This window comes from Acinetobacter bohemicus ANC 3994, from assembly GCF_000367925.1.
GTDB lineage: Bacteria > Pseudomonadota > Gammaproteobacteria > Pseudomonadales > Moraxellaceae > Acinetobacter > Acinetobacter bohemicus.
In genome coordinates this window covers 1,102,018-1,118,113 of sequence record NZ_KB849164.1, presented here as the reverse complement: position 1 = coordinate 1,118,113, position 16,096 = coordinate 1,102,018, and the positions used below count along the sequence as shown (strand labels likewise).

Genomic DNA, 16,096 nt, shown 5'->3' with positions numbered 1-16,096 from the left:
TTATGCGGTTGTCTTGATCCAAGAAGGACTTTGTTTATCTAAAAAAGCACTTAAGCCACTTTTAGCCTCATTTCCCTGACGCACATGAGCAATATGCTGTGCGGTTTGCAGCAGCAGTTGTTCTGTTAAAATCTGCTGATCCACCATTTGAATCAGCTGTTTAGAAGATGCCTGTGCTTGAGGGCCACCCAGCAGCAACGCCTGTATGATTTCATCCAGCTTACTGTCGAGCTGTTCCGGTAAAGTAACTTCATGCGCTAAGCCAATATCCTTAGCTTGCTGCGCGGAAATGCGCTCTGCGGTTAAAAAATAGCGCGAAGCCTGACGCGCGCCAATGGCACGAATCACATAAGGGCTAATGGTCGATGGCGCTAAACCTAGGCGAACTTCAGAGGTTGAAAATTTTGCATCAGTGCTGGCAATGCAAATATCACAAGCCGAAGCCAGTCCCATACCGCCGCCAAAAGCAATGCCATGTACACGTGCAATGGTCGGCTGTTTTAAGCAGGCAAGGCTTTGCAACATCTTCGCCAATTTCAGTGCATCGGCTTCATTGTCTTGCTGTGAGGCTTGACCGGCCTGTTTCATCCAGTTCAGGTCAGCACCTGCGGAAAAACTTTTGCCGCGTCCCGCCAACACCACCACACGCACATCATCCTGCGCATTTAAATGGGTAAAGCAGTGCTGCAATTCTTCAATGACGACGGTATTGAAGGCATTGTGCAATTCAGCACGGTTAATCCAAACCGTTGTAACCTGATTGGCTTGTTCGAGCTGTAAAAATTGATAGGTCATTTTTTTCATCCTCTTACATGCGGAATACGCCAAATTTAGTCGGCACAATAGGTGCATTCATTGCCGCAGCTAAACTCAGACCCAATACATGACGCGTTTGTGCAGGATCGATCACGCCATCATCCCAAAGGCGTGATGATGCATAGTAAGGATGCCCTTGACGTTCGTATTGATCGCGGATCGGCTGCTTAAACTGATCTTCCTGTTCAGCAGTCCAGGTTTCACCTTTTTGTTCAATTTGATCGCGTTTTAAGGTTGATAATACGCTTGATGCCTGTTCACCGCCCATCACGGAAATACGTGAATTTGGCCAAGTCCAGAGAAAGCGCGGGGAGTAGGCGCGGCCGCACATGCCGTAGTTGCCTGCGCCAAAGGAGCCGCCGATCACTAGCGTCAGTTTAGGCACGTTAGCATTAGCAACTGCCATGACCAGTTTGGCGCCATTTTTGGCAATGCCTTCATTTTCATACTGGCGACCGACCATAAAGCCAGTAATGTTTTGAATGAATAGCAATGGAATATTGCGCTGGGTGCATAGTTCAATAAAGTGCGCGCCTTTTTGCGCAGACTCTGAAAATAAAATCCCGTTATTGGCAATGATGCCCACTTTCATACCAAAAAGTTCAGCAAAACCGGTGATTAATGTGGTGCCAAAACGCGCTTTAAATTCATCAAAATGGGAACCATCGACAATGCGGGCAATCACTTCACGCACATCAAAAGGTTTGCGCGCATCACTTGGTACAATGCCGTACAGCTCTTTTGCATCAAATAACGGCGCTTCAATTTCAGCGGCATTTTTATTCGATTTTTTATTCAGGTTCGCCACAATGTTACGGGCAATCGCAATCGCATGTTCATCATTTTCAGCCAAATGATCCGCTACACCAGATAAGCGCGTATGCACATCGCCGCCGCCTAAGTCTTCACTGCTGACCACTTCACCGGTTGCAGCTTTCACCAAAGGTGGGCCACCCAAGAAAATTGTGCCTTGATTGCGGACAATAATAGTTTCGTCCGACATAGCAGGCACATAAGCACCGCCTGCGGTACAGCTGCCCATCACTACGGCAATTTGTGCAATGCCTTGGCTCGACATCCGCGCCTGATTATAGAAAATGCGTCCGAAATGATCACGGTCAGGGAAAACTTCATCCTGCATTGGCAGGTAAGCGCCGCCTGAATCGACCAAATAAATGCATGGTAAATGATTTTGTTCTGCAATTTCCTGCGCACGTAAATGCTTTTTAACCGTCAGCGGATAGTAAGTTCCACCTTTGACTGTTGCATCATTGGCCACAATCATGCAGGTCACCCCATTGACTTGTCCAATACCTGCAATGACGCCAGCAGCAGGGACATCATCCGCATAAACTTGGTACGCAGCCAATTGACCAATTTCTAAAAATGCCGTACCTGCATCAATCAGGTGATCGACTCGTTCACGGGGTAACAGCTTGCCGCGTGCTAAATGTTTTTCACGGGCTTTTTCGCCGCCGCCCAATGCAATCTGCTGCGCTTTTTGTTTTAAGTCATCCACCAACAGCTGCATGGCAGCCTGATTGATTTTAAAATCATCACTTCGGATATTAATTTTGCTTTGTAATATATTCATTCTGAACATCCCTGTTAATGCTAAAAATGTTTTATTTGGTTTCGTTAAATAGTTCACGGCCAATTAACATACGGCGGATTTCAGAGGTTCCTGCACCAATCTCATACAATTTGGCATCGCGCCATAAACGACCTGCGGCAAATTCATTGATATAACCATTGCCACCTAAGGTTTGTATGGTTTCACCCGCCATCCATGTGGCTTTTTCCGCAGCATATAAAATTGCGCTGGCCGCATCTTTACGCAAGCTGCGGCTATGTTCCGCTTTATCGCACTCAGCGCCCACAGCATACACAAGCGCTTTACAGGCTAACCATGTTGAATACATATCGGCAATTTTGCCTTGCATCAACTGGAATTCACCCAAAGCCTGACCGAATTGTTTACGGTCATGGATGTAGGGAATCACTGTATCTAGACAGGCATCCATAATGCCCAATGGTCCTGCACTTAAAACAGCACGTTCATAGTCCAGACCGCTCATTAAAACCTTAGTACCATTACCAACGCCGCCCAGCACATTTTCTTTAGGCACAGCAACATTATCGAAAAATAGCGGATAAGTATTGGAGCCGCGCATGCCCAATTTATCCAGATGCGTACCGTGGCTGAAGCCAGACATATCTTTTTCTACCAGAAAAGCGGTCATGCCTTTTGCACCTGCCTGAAGATCCGTTTTGGCATATACCACCAAGACATCTGCGTCGCCACCATTGGTGATCCACATTTTTGAGCCATTGAGCAGATAGTGATCACCACGGTCTTCGGCTTTTAATTTCATGCTCACCACGTCGGAGCCAGCATTTGGTTCAGACATCGCAAGTGCACCGACAAAATCACCTGAAACCAGTTTAGGCAAATAGCGTTTTTTTTGTTCCTCTGAACCATTACGTTTAATCTGGTTAATACATAAGTTAGAATGTGCGCCGTATGACAAGCCAATAGAAGCGGATGCACGGGAAATTTCCTGCATTGCCAGAATATGGGCTAAATAACCAAGGTTAGTACCACCATACTCCTCATCAACCGTTAGACCCAATAAACCCATATCACCAAATTTTTTCCATAGGTGAGCAGGGAATTTATTGTCTCGGTCCACTTGCTGGGCAATGGGTGCAATTTCCTTTGCACAAAATGCAGCAATTGAGTCACGAAGGGCAACTAAGGTTTCATCCAAACCGAAATTTAAACTTTGGAGATTCATTTCTTCATTCATCCTGATGGTTATATTTGTTGTTCCAAAAAGCATTTTTATTGTGCTTGATTTTTACCATACAACGATTTTACAAAAAAGTGAATCAAAATTCACAAAATGATTTACAATTCATTTTATCTGGTTGAGAATACGATTATGAGTTATAAAAGATCATCATTGATGCAGGAGCGTATGGAACAAAATCGTCAGACGATTTTGCAATCCGCACGTGAACTGATTGCTCAAGGTGGATTTAAAGATGCACAAATACAAGCGATTGCTGAACGTGCAGGCGTATCGAGTGGTCTGGTTTATCGTTATTTCGATAACAAGAGTCAGGTGTTAATTGAAATTTTAGCAGAGGCCATACAGCATGAAATTCAGATTCTGAACGCCATTGCTGCCAGTGAACTTTCAGCAAAGCAAAAATTACACAAGGCAGTGACTACTTTTGTTAAACGTGCTCTGAACAGTCCACAACTGTCGTATTCGTTGATGTTTGAACCTGTCGATCCGTTGATAGAACATGAACGTTTTCGCAGTAAACAACTGATTAAACAAAGTATTAACCAAATTCTTGCCGAAGGAAAAATTAATGGTGAATTTGGCTTTGAAGATTTAAACACCGCAGCGCTGTGTGTGGTGGGTGCAATGACTTTCGTGGTGATTGAGCCGTTAAATCCATCAAAAAATGTCATGTTTGATCAGGCGTATAAGGATTATTTTGTCAAACAAATTGCCGATTTTTGTGTCAGTGGAGTATGCATAGCAGAGGAGAAATAAGCGGTTAAACACAAAAGCTAAGCACAAGAATAATGCTGTTTGAGAAAGTCGTCCTGAGTTAAAAAAATGAACAATTAAAGTGAAAGAATCATAATTACAAAGAATCAAGGAGAGTGATTCAATGGCACAAGAACGGTTAAGTTACGCTTATGGAACCAGCAGTCAGCCTTTACTGGGGATGACTATTGGTGAAAAATTCGACCAAGCCTGTCAGCAGTATGCGAATCAGGATGCTGTCGTCAGCGTGCATCAAAATGTACGTTTAAGCTATAAGCAGTTGCAGGCGCAAGTGAATGCCTTTGCCTGTAGTCTGCTTCAATTAGGCTTGGAAAAGGGCGATAGAATTGCGATTTGGTCACCCAATTGCGTGGAATGGACTATTACCCAATTTGCAGCATTTAAAGCTGGTATTATTTTAGTCAATTTGAATCCTGCCTATAAAAGCAGTGAGCTTGAATATGTGCTCAATAAAGTGTCCTGTAAGGCATTGGTGATTGCAGCACAATTTAAAAGCAGTAATTATCAGGAAATTTTAACTAAAATTGCCCCTGAAATTACGCAATCGACCAGCAAGTTAGTATCGGCTAAACGATTACCGCATTTGAAACATATCATTAAAATTGACCATGAAGCGCATGCAGGCATTCATCGTTTTGCGGATTTATTGCCCGAACCCACACCCGTACAGCTCGACCAGTTACAGGCAATTGCCGCAGATCTTCAGTTTGATGAAACCATTAATATCCAATTTACATCTGGCACCACGGGCAATCCCAAAGGGACCATGCTGACGCATAATAATATTTTAAATAATGGATATTTTGTCGGTGAAGCCATTCATTTAACGCCACAAGACCGCGTTTGTATTTCTGTGCCTTTATTCCACTGTTTTGGCATGGTAATGGGCAATTTAGCCTGTATTACCCACGGTTCTGCCATGATTTATCCATCGGCGGTGTTTAATCCACTCGATACACTTAAAACGATTCAGCAAGAAAAATGTACCGCTGCTTATGGTGTTCCGACCATGTTTATTGCATTGCTTGAACATGAACAGTTCGATGAGTTTGATCTGTCTAGCTTGCGTACAGGTATTATGGCGGGCAGTCCGTGTCCACGTGAAATTATGCAGCGTGTGATTGAACGGATGCATATGTCAGAAATTACCATTTGTTATGGCATGACTGAAACGGCACCTGTGAGTGCGCAAAGTTCAACTTCAGATTCTGTGGAACGCCGTGTTGGAACAGTCGGGCGCGTTCATCCACACCTTGAAATCAAAATTGTCGATGAAAATGGTAAAGTTGTGCCACGTGGCAAACTGGGTGAACTCTGCGTGCGTGGCTATTCAGTGATGCTAGGCTATTGGGAAGACAACGATAAAACTGGAGAAGTCATCGATGTCGCCAAGTGGATGCATACCGGTGATATTGCCGAAATGGATGATGAAGGCTTTGTGAAAATCAAAGGTCGCATTAAAGATGTGGTCATTCGTGGTGGTGAAAACTTGTTCCCTAAAGAAATTGAAGATTTTCTTTATACCCATCCGGATGTGTCTGATGTGCAAGTGATTGGCTTACCTGATGCACGTTATGGTGAGGAACTTTGTGCATGTATTATTTTGCACGATCATCACCAAGCCAATGAAGAAGAAATCCGCAAATATTGTGCAGAGCATATTTCTCACAATAAAGTGCCACGTTATGTACGTTTCTTTACTGAATTTCCAATGACGGCTTCTGGCAAGGCACAAAAATTCAAGTTGCAAGAGTTTATGCGTCAAGAGCTTAATCTGATGGAAGATATTGCCTGATATTGATTATCAGTTATTGATTATCAGGTTCTGGATTTCTCCTTTTATTTCAGTGTATGGAAATAAAAGGAGAAGCAAGATTTTAATACTTAATTTCAATCTTTATTTTCAATGATCTTTGCTTCTATATGATGTAAAAAAGCTAAATGATCATCTGAAAAAATAAATAAATTCAATGCTATAAATAAAGCCAACACCTAAATAGGGAATCTATGTCAGCTTATTATTCATTATTAAACAGTGAACAACATGCCGATGGCAGTGTCACGGCTTATTATCGTTCCAATATTCATGCGCAGGGTGCATGGAATCCACATGAGCAGCATATGGCACCTGCAACAGGTATTATTTGTGCTGAATTGGAGCAATTCCAATTGCGCAATGACATGCGTATTGGCCGGGTCAGTTTGGATATTTTTGGTTTAATTGCATTTGGTGACTTCAGTATTACCACGCGAATGATTCGAGCAGGGAAAACCATTGAGTTAATTGAGTCTGAAATGCAGGCCAATGGGAAGACCTGTATTGTGGCACGAGCATGGAAAATGATGACACAGGATACAAAAGCCATTGAAGGTCTAGAAGACCAAAGGGTGGAGCATCCAGAAAATTTGGCGATTTGGGAAGGGATGAAACATTGGCCTGGTGGATTTATTCAAAGTATTGAAACACGTTCAAATGCAGCACATCGGGCTGGTAAAGGCGTTGTTTGGCTCACTACGCCTTTGGCTATGGTTGAAAATCGGCAGAGTACTGATTTTGTAGGCTTGATGGGTTTGGTTGATACAGCCAATGGCATTGTTCCAAGACAAAAACCAACGGATGGCTGGGCATTTCCAAATCTGGATTTACAAATTCATCTGCATCGTTTACCACAAGGGAAATGGTTGGGGATTGACGCGATTCAACAATTTGGTACAGATGGGATTGGAATGACCAGTTCAGTTTTACATGATGTTCATGGACCTTTTGGTCGGAGTGAGCAAATTTTGACATTAAGAAAATTAGCGATTTAAGCGCCATTCAACACTACTGCAATAAAAATAGCGAGTAAGCAAAATTCAATGACCAAACCGAATTGACTACTCGCTATGCATCAACCACAAAACATATCAGCTTTTATAATGAACAAATAAAAGGAAGCTTAAGCTTCCTTTTTCGAAACCAATAGAACTAATTAAGATCCTTGATCACCACATCTTTATGATAAGCCACAATAGGTTGTCCTCCGATTGGACGGTTTATAATAGCGCCTTCTCGCCAGCTTGATCTGTAGATGCCCATTTGGAAATAGGGCGGCCATGCTTGATGATAGTTATTTTCTCCAGAAATTCTAGCCACTTCTTTTTCGTTATGTTTCACTACAATTACGCCCGGAATCAATTGGTTATTCGCATCTAATTGCGACCATTGAATATCAAAATTCCAATTATTCCATTGATCATAAGTTACGGGTACATCTAGCACATAACGATTTAGGATTGTTTCTGGAATGGCCAAGGGCGAAGATAATGGCTTTAAATGATAGACATGGAGCTGCCATTCAGGTTTTTCCCCACTCAGGACGAGTGCAATCGGTGGATTTAGATTTTTATTGTTTAAGCTATACCCATGCCATTGAGCCAAAATGGTTCCATATTTAAATATTGGCCATGTAGAAGGAATATAGTGGGAAACTGAATAGTTATAATGCCCCCATTTGAATTGCTTTCTCTGGATTTCTGCTCGGTAGGATTGACCATCATCAGGCACTGTAAATTTTGCAACATTTTGCTTACTACCCGCAGGATCTTTGACAATCTCTGCTGAACTACTATTTTCCATATTCAGTGCCATTGCACTCCATGTGTAGTCGTTCGCGTTAACATTTGCCTTATCGACAAGAATTGTCCCTGTCCAAAATCCATCACGGAACACAACCTTGCCCAATTCATTAGGCGGCTGAGTGCTTTGTTTTTCAACAACGTCTATTGAGATTACAATGATTGGACTATCGAGTTCGCCATCATTGACGACCAAGCTGACTTCATAATTGCCAATAGTGTCAGGAATAAAATTAAAAGTATTTGTGTTGGTTGGCCCAATATAAGCATAACTGTTTTCAGGCTTGGATTTGACTGACCATTTATACTGAAGAGCATGAGAAATATCATCTGTACTCTCCGAACCATCCAGTACAATTGCCGATCCGACGACTATGGGTACAGGGTTATTCTTTGATTGAATGATTGCAACAGGAGCCATATTTGGCGATTTTTTTGGCGGTATTTCTTTTGAAGCTTCTTCGCTGCCTCCACCGCATGCTGTAACCCCTAAAAGTATAGAAAAGATTAAATAAGCTTTAAGTTTTTTCATTCAAATTTATTCTCATCATAAAGACTAGATTGCTTCAAGATTTTATCCATAGCATGGCTGCAAAAATCTAAAGTAGCAGTGGGATGACAAGCCACATCTATGCAATACAAAAAATTGCTAAAATTATGCTTCGTATCATACTCATAATGTAAATAATTTGTTTTTTGGTTTTTAACCAACCGGTCAATGTATTTATGATTCAACAAATTTTTATAGTTGAATTTATTCAAATTGCAGATTGTCTAAGATAAGTGGATCGAAATCTGGGCTTTAAGTTGTTCTTATTTTGAAAAAAATTCATAAATAAGCTGGAAAGACAGACAAAAGTTATCAACGCCACAAAATAACTCTATAATAGCGCCCATTATTACTAGAGCCAGTCGCTCAGTGTGGTCACTGAACGCATTGCTCTAGTCACTCTTTTGTTAAGTCAATTTCTTCTCCGTGATTCGGCTTATATCTCAATATTTGGAATTTTATGTGTCCGTACTGACACATAAGAATAGTTAGGTGCCAGCATGGAAATCAAGGTTAATTATCTCGACAACCTTCGACAAGAAGCCAAGTTCGATGACTTCTCGGTGATTGCCGATCAGCCGATCCGTTATAAAGGTGACGGCTCCGCACCGGGTCCGTTTGACTATTTTCTGGCATCATCGGCGTTATGTGCAGCTTACTTTGTAAAAGTGTACTGCGCAGCCCGCGATATTCCGACCGATAATATTCGCCTGTCGCAGAATAATATTGTTGATCCAGAAAACCGCTACAAGCAGATTTTTAAAATTCAAGTTGAGCTGCCGGCTGATATTTCAGAAAAAGATCGCCAAGGCATTTTGCGCTCGATTGATCGCTGTACCGTAAAGAAAGTAATTCAAACTGGCCCAGAGTTTATCATTGAAGAAGTGGAAAGCATCGATGCCGATGCACAAGCGTTGCTTATGCCAAGCTTGACTTCAGAAAACAGCACTTTTATTGCAGGTAAAGATCTGCCATTAGAAGAAACCATTGCCAATATGTCCAGTATTTTGGCAGGCTTAGGCATGAAGATTGAAATATCTTCATGGCGTAACATTGTGCCGAACGTGTGGTCTTTACATATTCGTGACGCACAATCGCCGATGTGTTTTACCAATGGTAAAGGCTCAACCAAAGAAAGTGCTTTGGCTTCGGCACTGGGTGAATTCATTGAGCGTTTAAATTGTAATTTCTTCTATAACGATCAGTTTTGGGGTCAAGACATTGCCAATGCTGAATTTGTACATTATCCAGATGAAAAATGGTTTAAGCCCGGTCCAGAAGGTGAGTTACCAACAGAAATTCTCGATGAGTATTGTCTAGAAATTTACAATCCAGACGATGAATTGCTGGGTACGCATTTATATGATACCAACTCAGGTAATACTGAGCGTGGCATTTGCTCATTACCATTTGTACGTCACTCCGATGGTGAGGTGGTGTATTTCCCATCGAACTTAATTGAAAACTTATATTTAAGTAACGGCATGAGTGCAGGCAATACCTTGGCTGAAGCACAGGTACAATGTTTGTCAGAAATCTTTGAACGTGCTGTGAAGCGTGAGATTTTGGAAGGTGAAAAAACCTTGCCTGATGTACCTCAAGAGGTATTGGCAAAATATCCAAGTATTCTGGCAGGGATTAAAGGCTTAGAGGAACAAGGTTTCCCAGTACTGGTAAAAGATGCTTCATTGGGCGGGAAATATCCTGTGATGTGCGTGACTTTAATGAATCCGCGTACAGGTGGTGTGTTTGCATCTTTCGGGGCGCATCCAAACTTGGAAGTTGCATTAGAACGCAGTCTGACGGAATTGTTACAAGGTCGCAGTTTTGAAGGTCTCAATGATTTGCCAAAACCAACCTTTAGTAGCAATGCTGTAACTGAACCGAATAACTTTGTTGAACATTTTATCGACTCTAGTGGCGTGGTGTCATGGCGCTTTTTCAGCTCGAAGTCCGAATATGAATTTGTCGAGTGGGACTTTACCAATCAAGGTGAAAATTCCAATGCTGAAGAAGCTACGGCGTTATTTGGCATTCTTGAAGATATGGGCAAAGAAGTCTACATGGCAGTGTATAAGCATTTAGGTGCAACAGCTTGCCGTATTTTGGTTCCAGGTTATTCGGAAATTTATTTGGTTGAAGACTTGGTCTGGGATAACACCAACAAAGCATTATTATTCCGTGAAGATATTTTGAACTTACACCGCTTGGACGATGAACAGCTTGAAGCATTGGCTGAACGTCTAGAAGAAGTTGAAGTGGATGATTACACCGACATCACCACATTGATTGGCATTGAATTTGATGACAATACGGTTTGGGGACAGCTCACTATTCTTGAGTTAAAACTGCTTATTTATATTGCTTTACAAGCGTTTGAAGAAGCGAAAGAACTCGTGGAAACCTTCCTTCAGTACAATACCAATACCGTTGAACGTGGATTGTTCTATCAGTGTATGAATGTGGTTCTAGAAGTCGAACTTGATGATGAGATGGACTTGGATGATTATGAAGCCAATTTCCGCCGTATGTTTGGTGACGAACGTATGGATGCAGTCATTGCTTCGATGGATGGTAGTGTACGTTTCTACGGGTTAACAGAAACAAGTATGAAACTTGAAGGCTTAGACCGTCATTTACGTCTAATCGAAAGTTACAAAAAACTGCATGCAGCTCGTGCTAAAACGCTAGCTTTAGCCAGCTAGGATTAAAGTCGTCGCAGGAGCAACCACAAGTATGATGGGGTTGCTTCTAGTGCGAGCTGAGTTATTAAAGTTTAAAAAAAGCAAAGTTCAATAACTCAGTTACTCAACTTTGCTTTTTTTATGTAATAAAAATGAATGCGGCTTAGAGTAATTTTAAAAAATAATCTCTATAGTTGTTGTCTTGTGGAAGCAATTCCAAAAGACGCTGTACAGCATCAATCCGTTCAGGAACGCGACCAATAATCCGTAACAGTTGATCAATATCTTGCATCTGATAAATCAGATGGCTGAGTCGTGCGTCAAAACAGTTACGCCATGTACTTAAAAATGGACTTTCAGATTTGCTTAGAAAACTTCCTTTATATAATGCGAAAGTACTGGCAAGAAAGCCCGCATTTAAGGATTGTTCAGCTCTTAAAAAGTCGCATTGAATTTCACAGCTTAATTTGTAAATGCGGGGTTCAATACAATTTGGCAGTAAGTTGCGCAGTTGAGAAAGCTCTGCTTTCAGTGTCTTAATGCTGACATCGCGTTCGCCGTACAAGGCATAATGCAATTCATCTAAACCAATTCCATTTCTATGTAAGGCTAAAATACACAGGATCTCAATTTGCCGGTGACTCAGGGTTAAAACCTGCTGATTAAACTGAATCCAAGGCGTACCTAAAGCTTTAATGTACAGGACGTTTTTCTGCTCAAATTGTATGGCACGTTGTACCAAATCCGCACAGCGTTCAACCGCAAGTAAACCCAGTGGCGTATGCTTTTTATATTTGGTTGAAAGATTGATAATGCCATGAAACTGACCAGAGCTAGGATCTAAAATTGGCGCGGCATAGCATACCCAGTCGCGCACGCTGTCCATTTGATTTTCATGCGAGTAAACACAGCTGGATACATGGCTGTTCAGTGTCAGTCCAATAGCATTGGTTCCAACTGCCTGAGTTGACCAATGTCCACCTTCAACGAAATGAACCTGCTCGGCAGAAGAAAGCATGGCTGAGCTGCTCCATGTCCATAACAATGTGCCGTGATGATCCGTTAAACCAATCGCCATGCCAGAATCATCTGCTATTTTAAGCAAATCAGCATAATTATGCTGAATAGAACGGCGGAATAAAGAAGGCTGGGATTCTTGCGGCAGGGTTAAAATAGGCGCTGCATGAACCGCGGCCAGATTGACCAGATGTGTAGTTTGCAATGCTTGAGCATGCGCTTTATTAAACAGGTTCATATCATATTCCTTTATGATTGGGCTGTAAGATCCATAATGCCCAGTGCCTATTTCTATTCTCATATTACAAGCCATCTAGCTTTTTATCTATGGCCTGATCTTTGGTCAGTACTTTTAATTCTAGGCTTACTTTAGAACCCTCTTGAGCAACAAGAAATACTTATTTCTGACTCAAATGTTAAAAAAAGTAACTATTTTGCCGAAGTACGCTTTTGCAAAATAGGTGAGCTATTTCCTCACTATGCGCGTTTATCCCGTTTAAATGGTTTGGGTACAGGTTCACCGTAATATTGACGGTCGGCAAAATAGCTGGAACGTACCATTGGTGCACTCCAAATGTTTTTAAAGCCCAAACGCACTCCATGTATTTGATAGTGTTCAAACTCTTGTAAAGAAACAAAGCGTTGAATAGGTGCATGTGACTTAGACGGCTGTAGATATTGGCCAATGGTTACATAATCAACCCAGTGATCACTCAGATCATTCAGCAAAACAAGGACTTCCGCTTCCACTTCGCCTAAGCCGACCATCAGCCCACATTTGGTTGGGACATCTGGACAGTATTCTTTAAACTTTCTGAGCAAATCAAGCGAATGTGCATAGTCAGAACCGGGGCGCATGGCGCGGTACAGGCGGGGAACGGTTTCAATATTATGGTTAAAAACATCAGGTGGATTTTCACTAAGGATTTTTAAAGCAATATCCAAACGACCGCGGAAATCCGGCACTAAAACTTCAATTAAGGTTTCCGGGCTAGTTTGGCGAATTTCTTGAATACAGTCAGCAAAATGCTGAGCACCGCCATCTTTTAAGTCATCTCGGTCTACCGAAGTAATCACCACGTATTTTAAATTCAGATTTTTAACCGTTTCGGCCAAGTGCCGTGGCTCATCGGGGTCCAACGTATTGGGTCTGCCATGCGCGACATCGCAAAATGGGCATCGGCGCGTGCAGATATCTCCCATAATCATGAAGGTTGCTGTGCCACCGCCAAAGCACTGCGGCAGATTGGGGCAAGCTGCTTCTTCACAGACGGTATGCAGTTTCTGTTGGCGCAATAAGTCTTTGATCTGCCTGATTTCTTCTGGATGGCTGATTTTGGCGCGAATCCATTCCGGTTTTTGCGGGATTTTTTCAGTGGCAATAATTTTAATTGGGATACGTGCCAGTTTGTCTGCACCCCTTAATTTTTGACCTGTTTGAGTAACCTGTTTTAAATCCATTTTAAATAGTCCGTTAAATAAAATAATTAAAATATGAAATAACATTATTATTTATAATGTCAAATCATGTTTATATTGTTTAAATTAAATAATTCAAATAAAAATAACAACAATATTAAACAAAGGTTGGTTAAAAGTTGGTTTTCATGGTTTTTTGAGAATTAATAAAAAATTACAAATATTTAATGGTTTTAAATATTTGTTTTTAATTGATTTATTGTAAATAATGATGCTTTTGTTATTTAGTCTAATATTAAAATAGAGAGAAATATTTTTATATAAACAAATAAATTCTGAATATTAATTTAGGATTTTTACATTATAAATTTTGCTTTTTATAGTAAAGAGAAAGGATTAAGAATATGCAATTAACGGAAGAGCAATTGCTAGCTGCATATAAACGTATGCGAGATATTCGTGAATTTGAGGATCGGCTTCACGATGAAAATAATACCGGTGATATCCCTGGTTTCATTCATTTATACAGTGGTGAAGAAGCCGTTGCTGTTGGGATTTGCGAAAATTTAACCGATAAAGATTTTATTACCTCGACTCATCGCGGGCATGGTCACTGCATTGCCAAAGGCTGTGATATTCACGGCATGATGCTGGAAATTTTTGGTAAGGACGATGGTCTGTGTCGCGGTAAAGGCGGTTCAATGCATATTGCCGATCTGGATAAAGGCATGCTTGGCGCAAACGGTATTGTCGGCGGTGGCCCACCTTTGGCGATTGGCGCGGCTTTAAGCGCAAAAACCTTGAAAACGGGCGGCATCGGTTTGTCATTTACTGGTGACGGCGGTTCAAATCAGGGCCTCACCTTTGAAGCCATCAATATGGCGGTGGTTTTAAAACTTCCTGTAATTTTTGTTTTTGAAAACAATGGTTTTGGTGAAGGAACAGCGCATGATTATGCAGTAGGCAGCAAAGATATTGCAGGGCGCGCCGCGGGGTTTGGTTTACCAGCTGAAAAAGTGGATGGAACAGATTTCTTTGCGGTTTATGAGGTTGCGCAAAAAGCCATCGAACGAGCGCGCCGTGGCGAAGGGCCGAGCGTGATTGAAACGGTCACCAACCGTTTTTATGGCCATTTTGAAGGTGATCCGGGGCTGATCCGTTCCAAAGAAGAACTGGATTATGTGAAAGAACATAAAGATCCGTTGAAAATTTTCCGTGAAAAAGTCAAAGGTAAAATTGATGAAGCCAAACTGGATGCGATTGATGCTGCTGCAAAAGCCAATGTTGATGATGCTGTAGCCAAAGCGCGCGCAGCCAAGTATCCAGAAGTTTCCCAACTACTTACCGATGTTTACGTCTCTTACTAAAGGAATAGTAAAGCAATGCCAAATAAAAGTTATCGAAACGCGATTAAAGAAGCGATTGAATCAGAAATGCGCCGTGATCCTTCAGTCATTGTGGTGGGTGAAGATGTCCGCGGCGGTCATGGCGGCAAAAATACCGACGACAATAAACTGGAAGGTTTTGGCGGTGTATTGGGTGTTACCAAGGGCTTATGGACAGAGTTTGGTTCAGAGCGCGTTATTGATACCCCAATTACAGAATCTGCCATTATCGGTATGGCAGCAGGAGCAGCCGCGACAGGCTTGCGTCCTGTAGCCGACTTGATGTTCATGGACTTCTACGGTGTATGCTATGACATGCTGTATAACCAAGCGGCAAAATTCCGCTACATGTTTGGCGGCAAGGCCAAAGCACCGATGGTGGTACGCGGCATGATCGGCGCTGGTTTTTCTGCCGCAGCACAGCATTCGCAGTCTCCTTATAATGTCTTTGCCTCTGTGCCGGGTCTCAAAGTCGTGGTGCCATCTAGTGCTTATGATGTGAAAGGCTTACTTATTCAAGCCATTCGTGATGATGATCCGGTGGTGTTCTGTGAACATAAACTACTGTATGACATCAAGGGCGAAGTGCCAGATGAGTCCTATACTATTCCATTTGGCGTAGCGAACTATACCCGTGAAGGGACAGATGTCACCATCATTGCATTAAGCTTAATGGTGCATCGCGCCAATGAGGTTGCAGACAAGCTAGCGAAAGAAGGTATATCCGTTGAAGTTGTGGACCCTCGAACTATTTCACCTTTGGATGAAGAAGGTATTTTAGAGTCGGTTGCATCGACTGGTCGTGTCGTGATTGTTGATGAATCCGCTGCCCGCTGTGGCTTTGCCCACGATGTTGCAGCGCTGATTGCACAAAAAGGCTTCCACTATTTAAAAGCGCCAATTGAATTGGTGACTCCGCCGCATTCACCTGTACCGTTTTCTCCTGTGCTGGAAAAAGAATGGCTGCCAAGCGCAGCGCGTATTGAACAGGCTGTACGTAAAACTTTGGAGGCTTAG

The 16,096-nt window shown here is 42.1% G+C and carries 12 protein-coding genes; 6 read left to right on the top strand and 6 right to left on the bottom strand.

What is annotated here, in order from left to right:
• From F994_RS05160 to F994_RS05150, 3 genes are read right to left on the bottom strand one after another with little or no spacing between them, the layout of a single operon-like run.
• Entirely contained in the window at positions 1–795 is a 795-nt protein-coding gene (locus F994_RS05160) for an enoyl-CoA hydratase/isomerase family protein (protein ID WP_004649089.1), read from the bottom strand.
• Positions 796–808: 13 nt separating this feature from the next.
• On the bottom strand, positions 809–2,410 hold the full coding sequence (locus F994_RS05155) for a carboxyl transferase domain-containing protein (RefSeq protein ID WP_004649088.1): 1,602 nt from the start codon (positions 2,408–2,410) through the stop codon (positions 809–811).
• Between the two features lie 31 nt (positions 2,411–2,441).
• Complete coding sequence (locus F994_RS05150; protein WP_004649087.1) at positions 2,442–3,614, bottom strand: isovaleryl-CoA dehydrogenase; 1,173 nt, start codon at positions 3,612–3,614, stop codon at positions 2,442–2,444.
• Positions 3,615–3,761: 147 nt separating this feature from the next.
• Between F994_RS05150 and F994_RS05145 the strand changes: the two genes are divergently transcribed.
• The 3 genes from F994_RS05145 (at position 3,762) to F994_RS05135 (ending at position 7,217) form a co-directional block, all read left to right on the top strand.
• Complete coding sequence (locus F994_RS05145) at positions 3,762–4,388, top strand: TetR/AcrR family transcriptional regulator (protein ID WP_004649086.1); 627 nt, start codon at positions 3,762–3,764, stop codon at positions 4,386–4,388.
• A gap of 121 nt (positions 4,389–4,509) precedes the next feature.
• Positions 4,510–6,201: an AMP-binding protein gene (locus F994_RS05140; RefSeq protein WP_004649085.1), complete on the top strand. Its 1,692-nt coding sequence runs from the start codon at positions 4,510–4,512 to the stop codon at positions 6,199–6,201.
• A gap of 212 nt (positions 6,202–6,413) precedes the next feature.
• Entirely contained in the window at positions 6,414–7,217 is an 804-nt protein-coding gene (locus F994_RS05135) for a thioesterase family protein (protein WP_004649084.1), read from the top strand.
• Positions 7,218–7,374: 157 nt separating this feature from the next.
• Here the strand turns inward: F994_RS05135 and F994_RS05130 are convergent, their stop codons facing one another.
• Positions 7,375–8,556 (bottom strand): heparin lyase I family protein, encoded by a 1,182-nt coding sequence (locus F994_RS05130; protein ID WP_004649083.1) that lies wholly within the window; start codon positions 8,554–8,556, stop codon positions 7,375–7,377.
• 518 nt (positions 8,557–9,074) lie between these two features.
• On the opposite strand from F994_RS05130, the gene F994_RS05125 reads away from it, so the two are divergent.
• Entirely contained in the window at positions 9,075–11,279 is a 2,205-nt protein-coding gene (locus tag F994_RS05125) for an OsmC domain/YcaO domain-containing protein (RefSeq protein ID WP_004649082.1), read from the top strand.
• A gap of 142 nt (positions 11,280–11,421) precedes the next feature.
• Here F994_RS05125 and F994_RS05120 read toward each other — a convergent pair whose 3' ends face one another.
• Together F994_RS05120 and lipA are read right to left on the bottom strand one after the other, a co-directional pair.
• The gene (locus tag F994_RS05120) at positions 11,422–12,513 is read right to left on the bottom strand and encodes a hypothetical protein (RefSeq protein ID WP_004649081.1); all 1,092 of its coding nucleotides are present in this window, start codon (positions 12,511–12,513) and stop codon (positions 11,422–11,424) included.
• A gap of 239 nt (positions 12,514–12,752) precedes the next feature.
• Positions 12,753–13,736 (bottom strand): lipoyl synthase, encoded by a 984-nt coding sequence (lipA, locus tag F994_RS05115; RefSeq protein WP_004649080.1) that lies wholly within the window; start codon positions 13,734–13,736, stop codon positions 12,753–12,755.
• 362 nt (positions 13,737–14,098) lie between these two features.
• On the opposite strand from lipA, the gene F994_RS05110 reads away from it, so the two are divergent.
• Together F994_RS05110 and F994_RS05105 are read left to right on the top strand one after the other, a co-directional pair.
• The gene (locus tag F994_RS05110; protein ID WP_004649079.1) at positions 14,099–15,061 is read left to right on the top strand and encodes a thiamine pyrophosphate-dependent dehydrogenase E1 component subunit alpha; all 963 of its coding nucleotides are present in this window, start codon (positions 14,099–14,101) and stop codon (positions 15,059–15,061) included.
• A gap of 15 nt (positions 15,062–15,076) precedes the next feature.
• The gene (locus F994_RS05105; protein WP_004649077.1) at positions 15,077–16,096 is read left to right on the top strand and encodes an alpha-ketoacid dehydrogenase subunit beta; all 1,020 of its coding nucleotides are present in this window, start codon (positions 15,077–15,079) and stop codon (positions 16,094–16,096) included.

What these genes read in the sequence shown, in the direction of transcription:
- lipA (WP_004649080.1), bottom strand. Translation starts at nt 13,736, where the DNA reads ATGGATTTAAAACAGGTTACTCAAACAGGTCAAAAATTAAGGGGTGCA.
- F994_RS05160 (WP_004649089.1), bottom strand. Translation starts at nt 795, where the DNA reads ATGACCTATCAATTTTTACAGCTCGAACAAGCCAATCAGGTTACAACG.
- F994_RS05130 (WP_004649083.1), bottom strand. Translation starts at nt 8,556, where the DNA reads ATGAAAAAACTTAAAGCTTATTTAATCTTTTCTATACTTTTAGGGGTT.
- F994_RS05125 (WP_004649082.1), top strand. Translation starts at nt 9,075, where the DNA reads ATGGAAATCAAGGTTAATTATCTCGACAACCTTCGACAAGAAGCCAAG.
- F994_RS05150 (WP_004649087.1), bottom strand. Translation starts at nt 3,614, where the DNA reads ATGAATCTCCAAAGTTTAAATTTCGGTTTGGATGAAACCTTAGTTGCC.
- F994_RS05105 (WP_004649077.1), top strand. Translation starts at nt 15,077, where the DNA reads ATGCCAAATAAAAGTTATCGAAACGCGATTAAAGAAGCGATTGAATCA.
- F994_RS05140 (WP_004649085.1), top strand. Translation starts at nt 4,510, where the DNA reads ATGGCACAAGAACGGTTAAGTTACGCTTATGGAACCAGCAGTCAGCCT.
- F994_RS05110 (WP_004649079.1), top strand. Translation starts at nt 14,099, where the DNA reads ATGCAATTAACGGAAGAGCAATTGCTAGCTGCATATAAACGTATGCGA.
- F994_RS05145 (WP_004649086.1), top strand. Translation starts at nt 3,762, where the DNA reads ATGAGTTATAAAAGATCATCATTGATGCAGGAGCGTATGGAACAAAAT.
- F994_RS05120 (WP_004649081.1), bottom strand. Translation starts at nt 12,513, where the DNA reads ATGAACCTGTTTAATAAAGCGCATGCTCAAGCATTGCAAACTACACAT.
- F994_RS05155 (WP_004649088.1), bottom strand. Translation starts at nt 2,410, where the DNA reads ATGAATATATTACAAAGCAAAATTAATATCCGAAGTGATGATTTTAAA.
- F994_RS05135 (WP_004649084.1), top strand. Translation starts at nt 6,414, where the DNA reads ATGTCAGCTTATTATTCATTATTAAACAGTGAACAACATGCCGATGGC.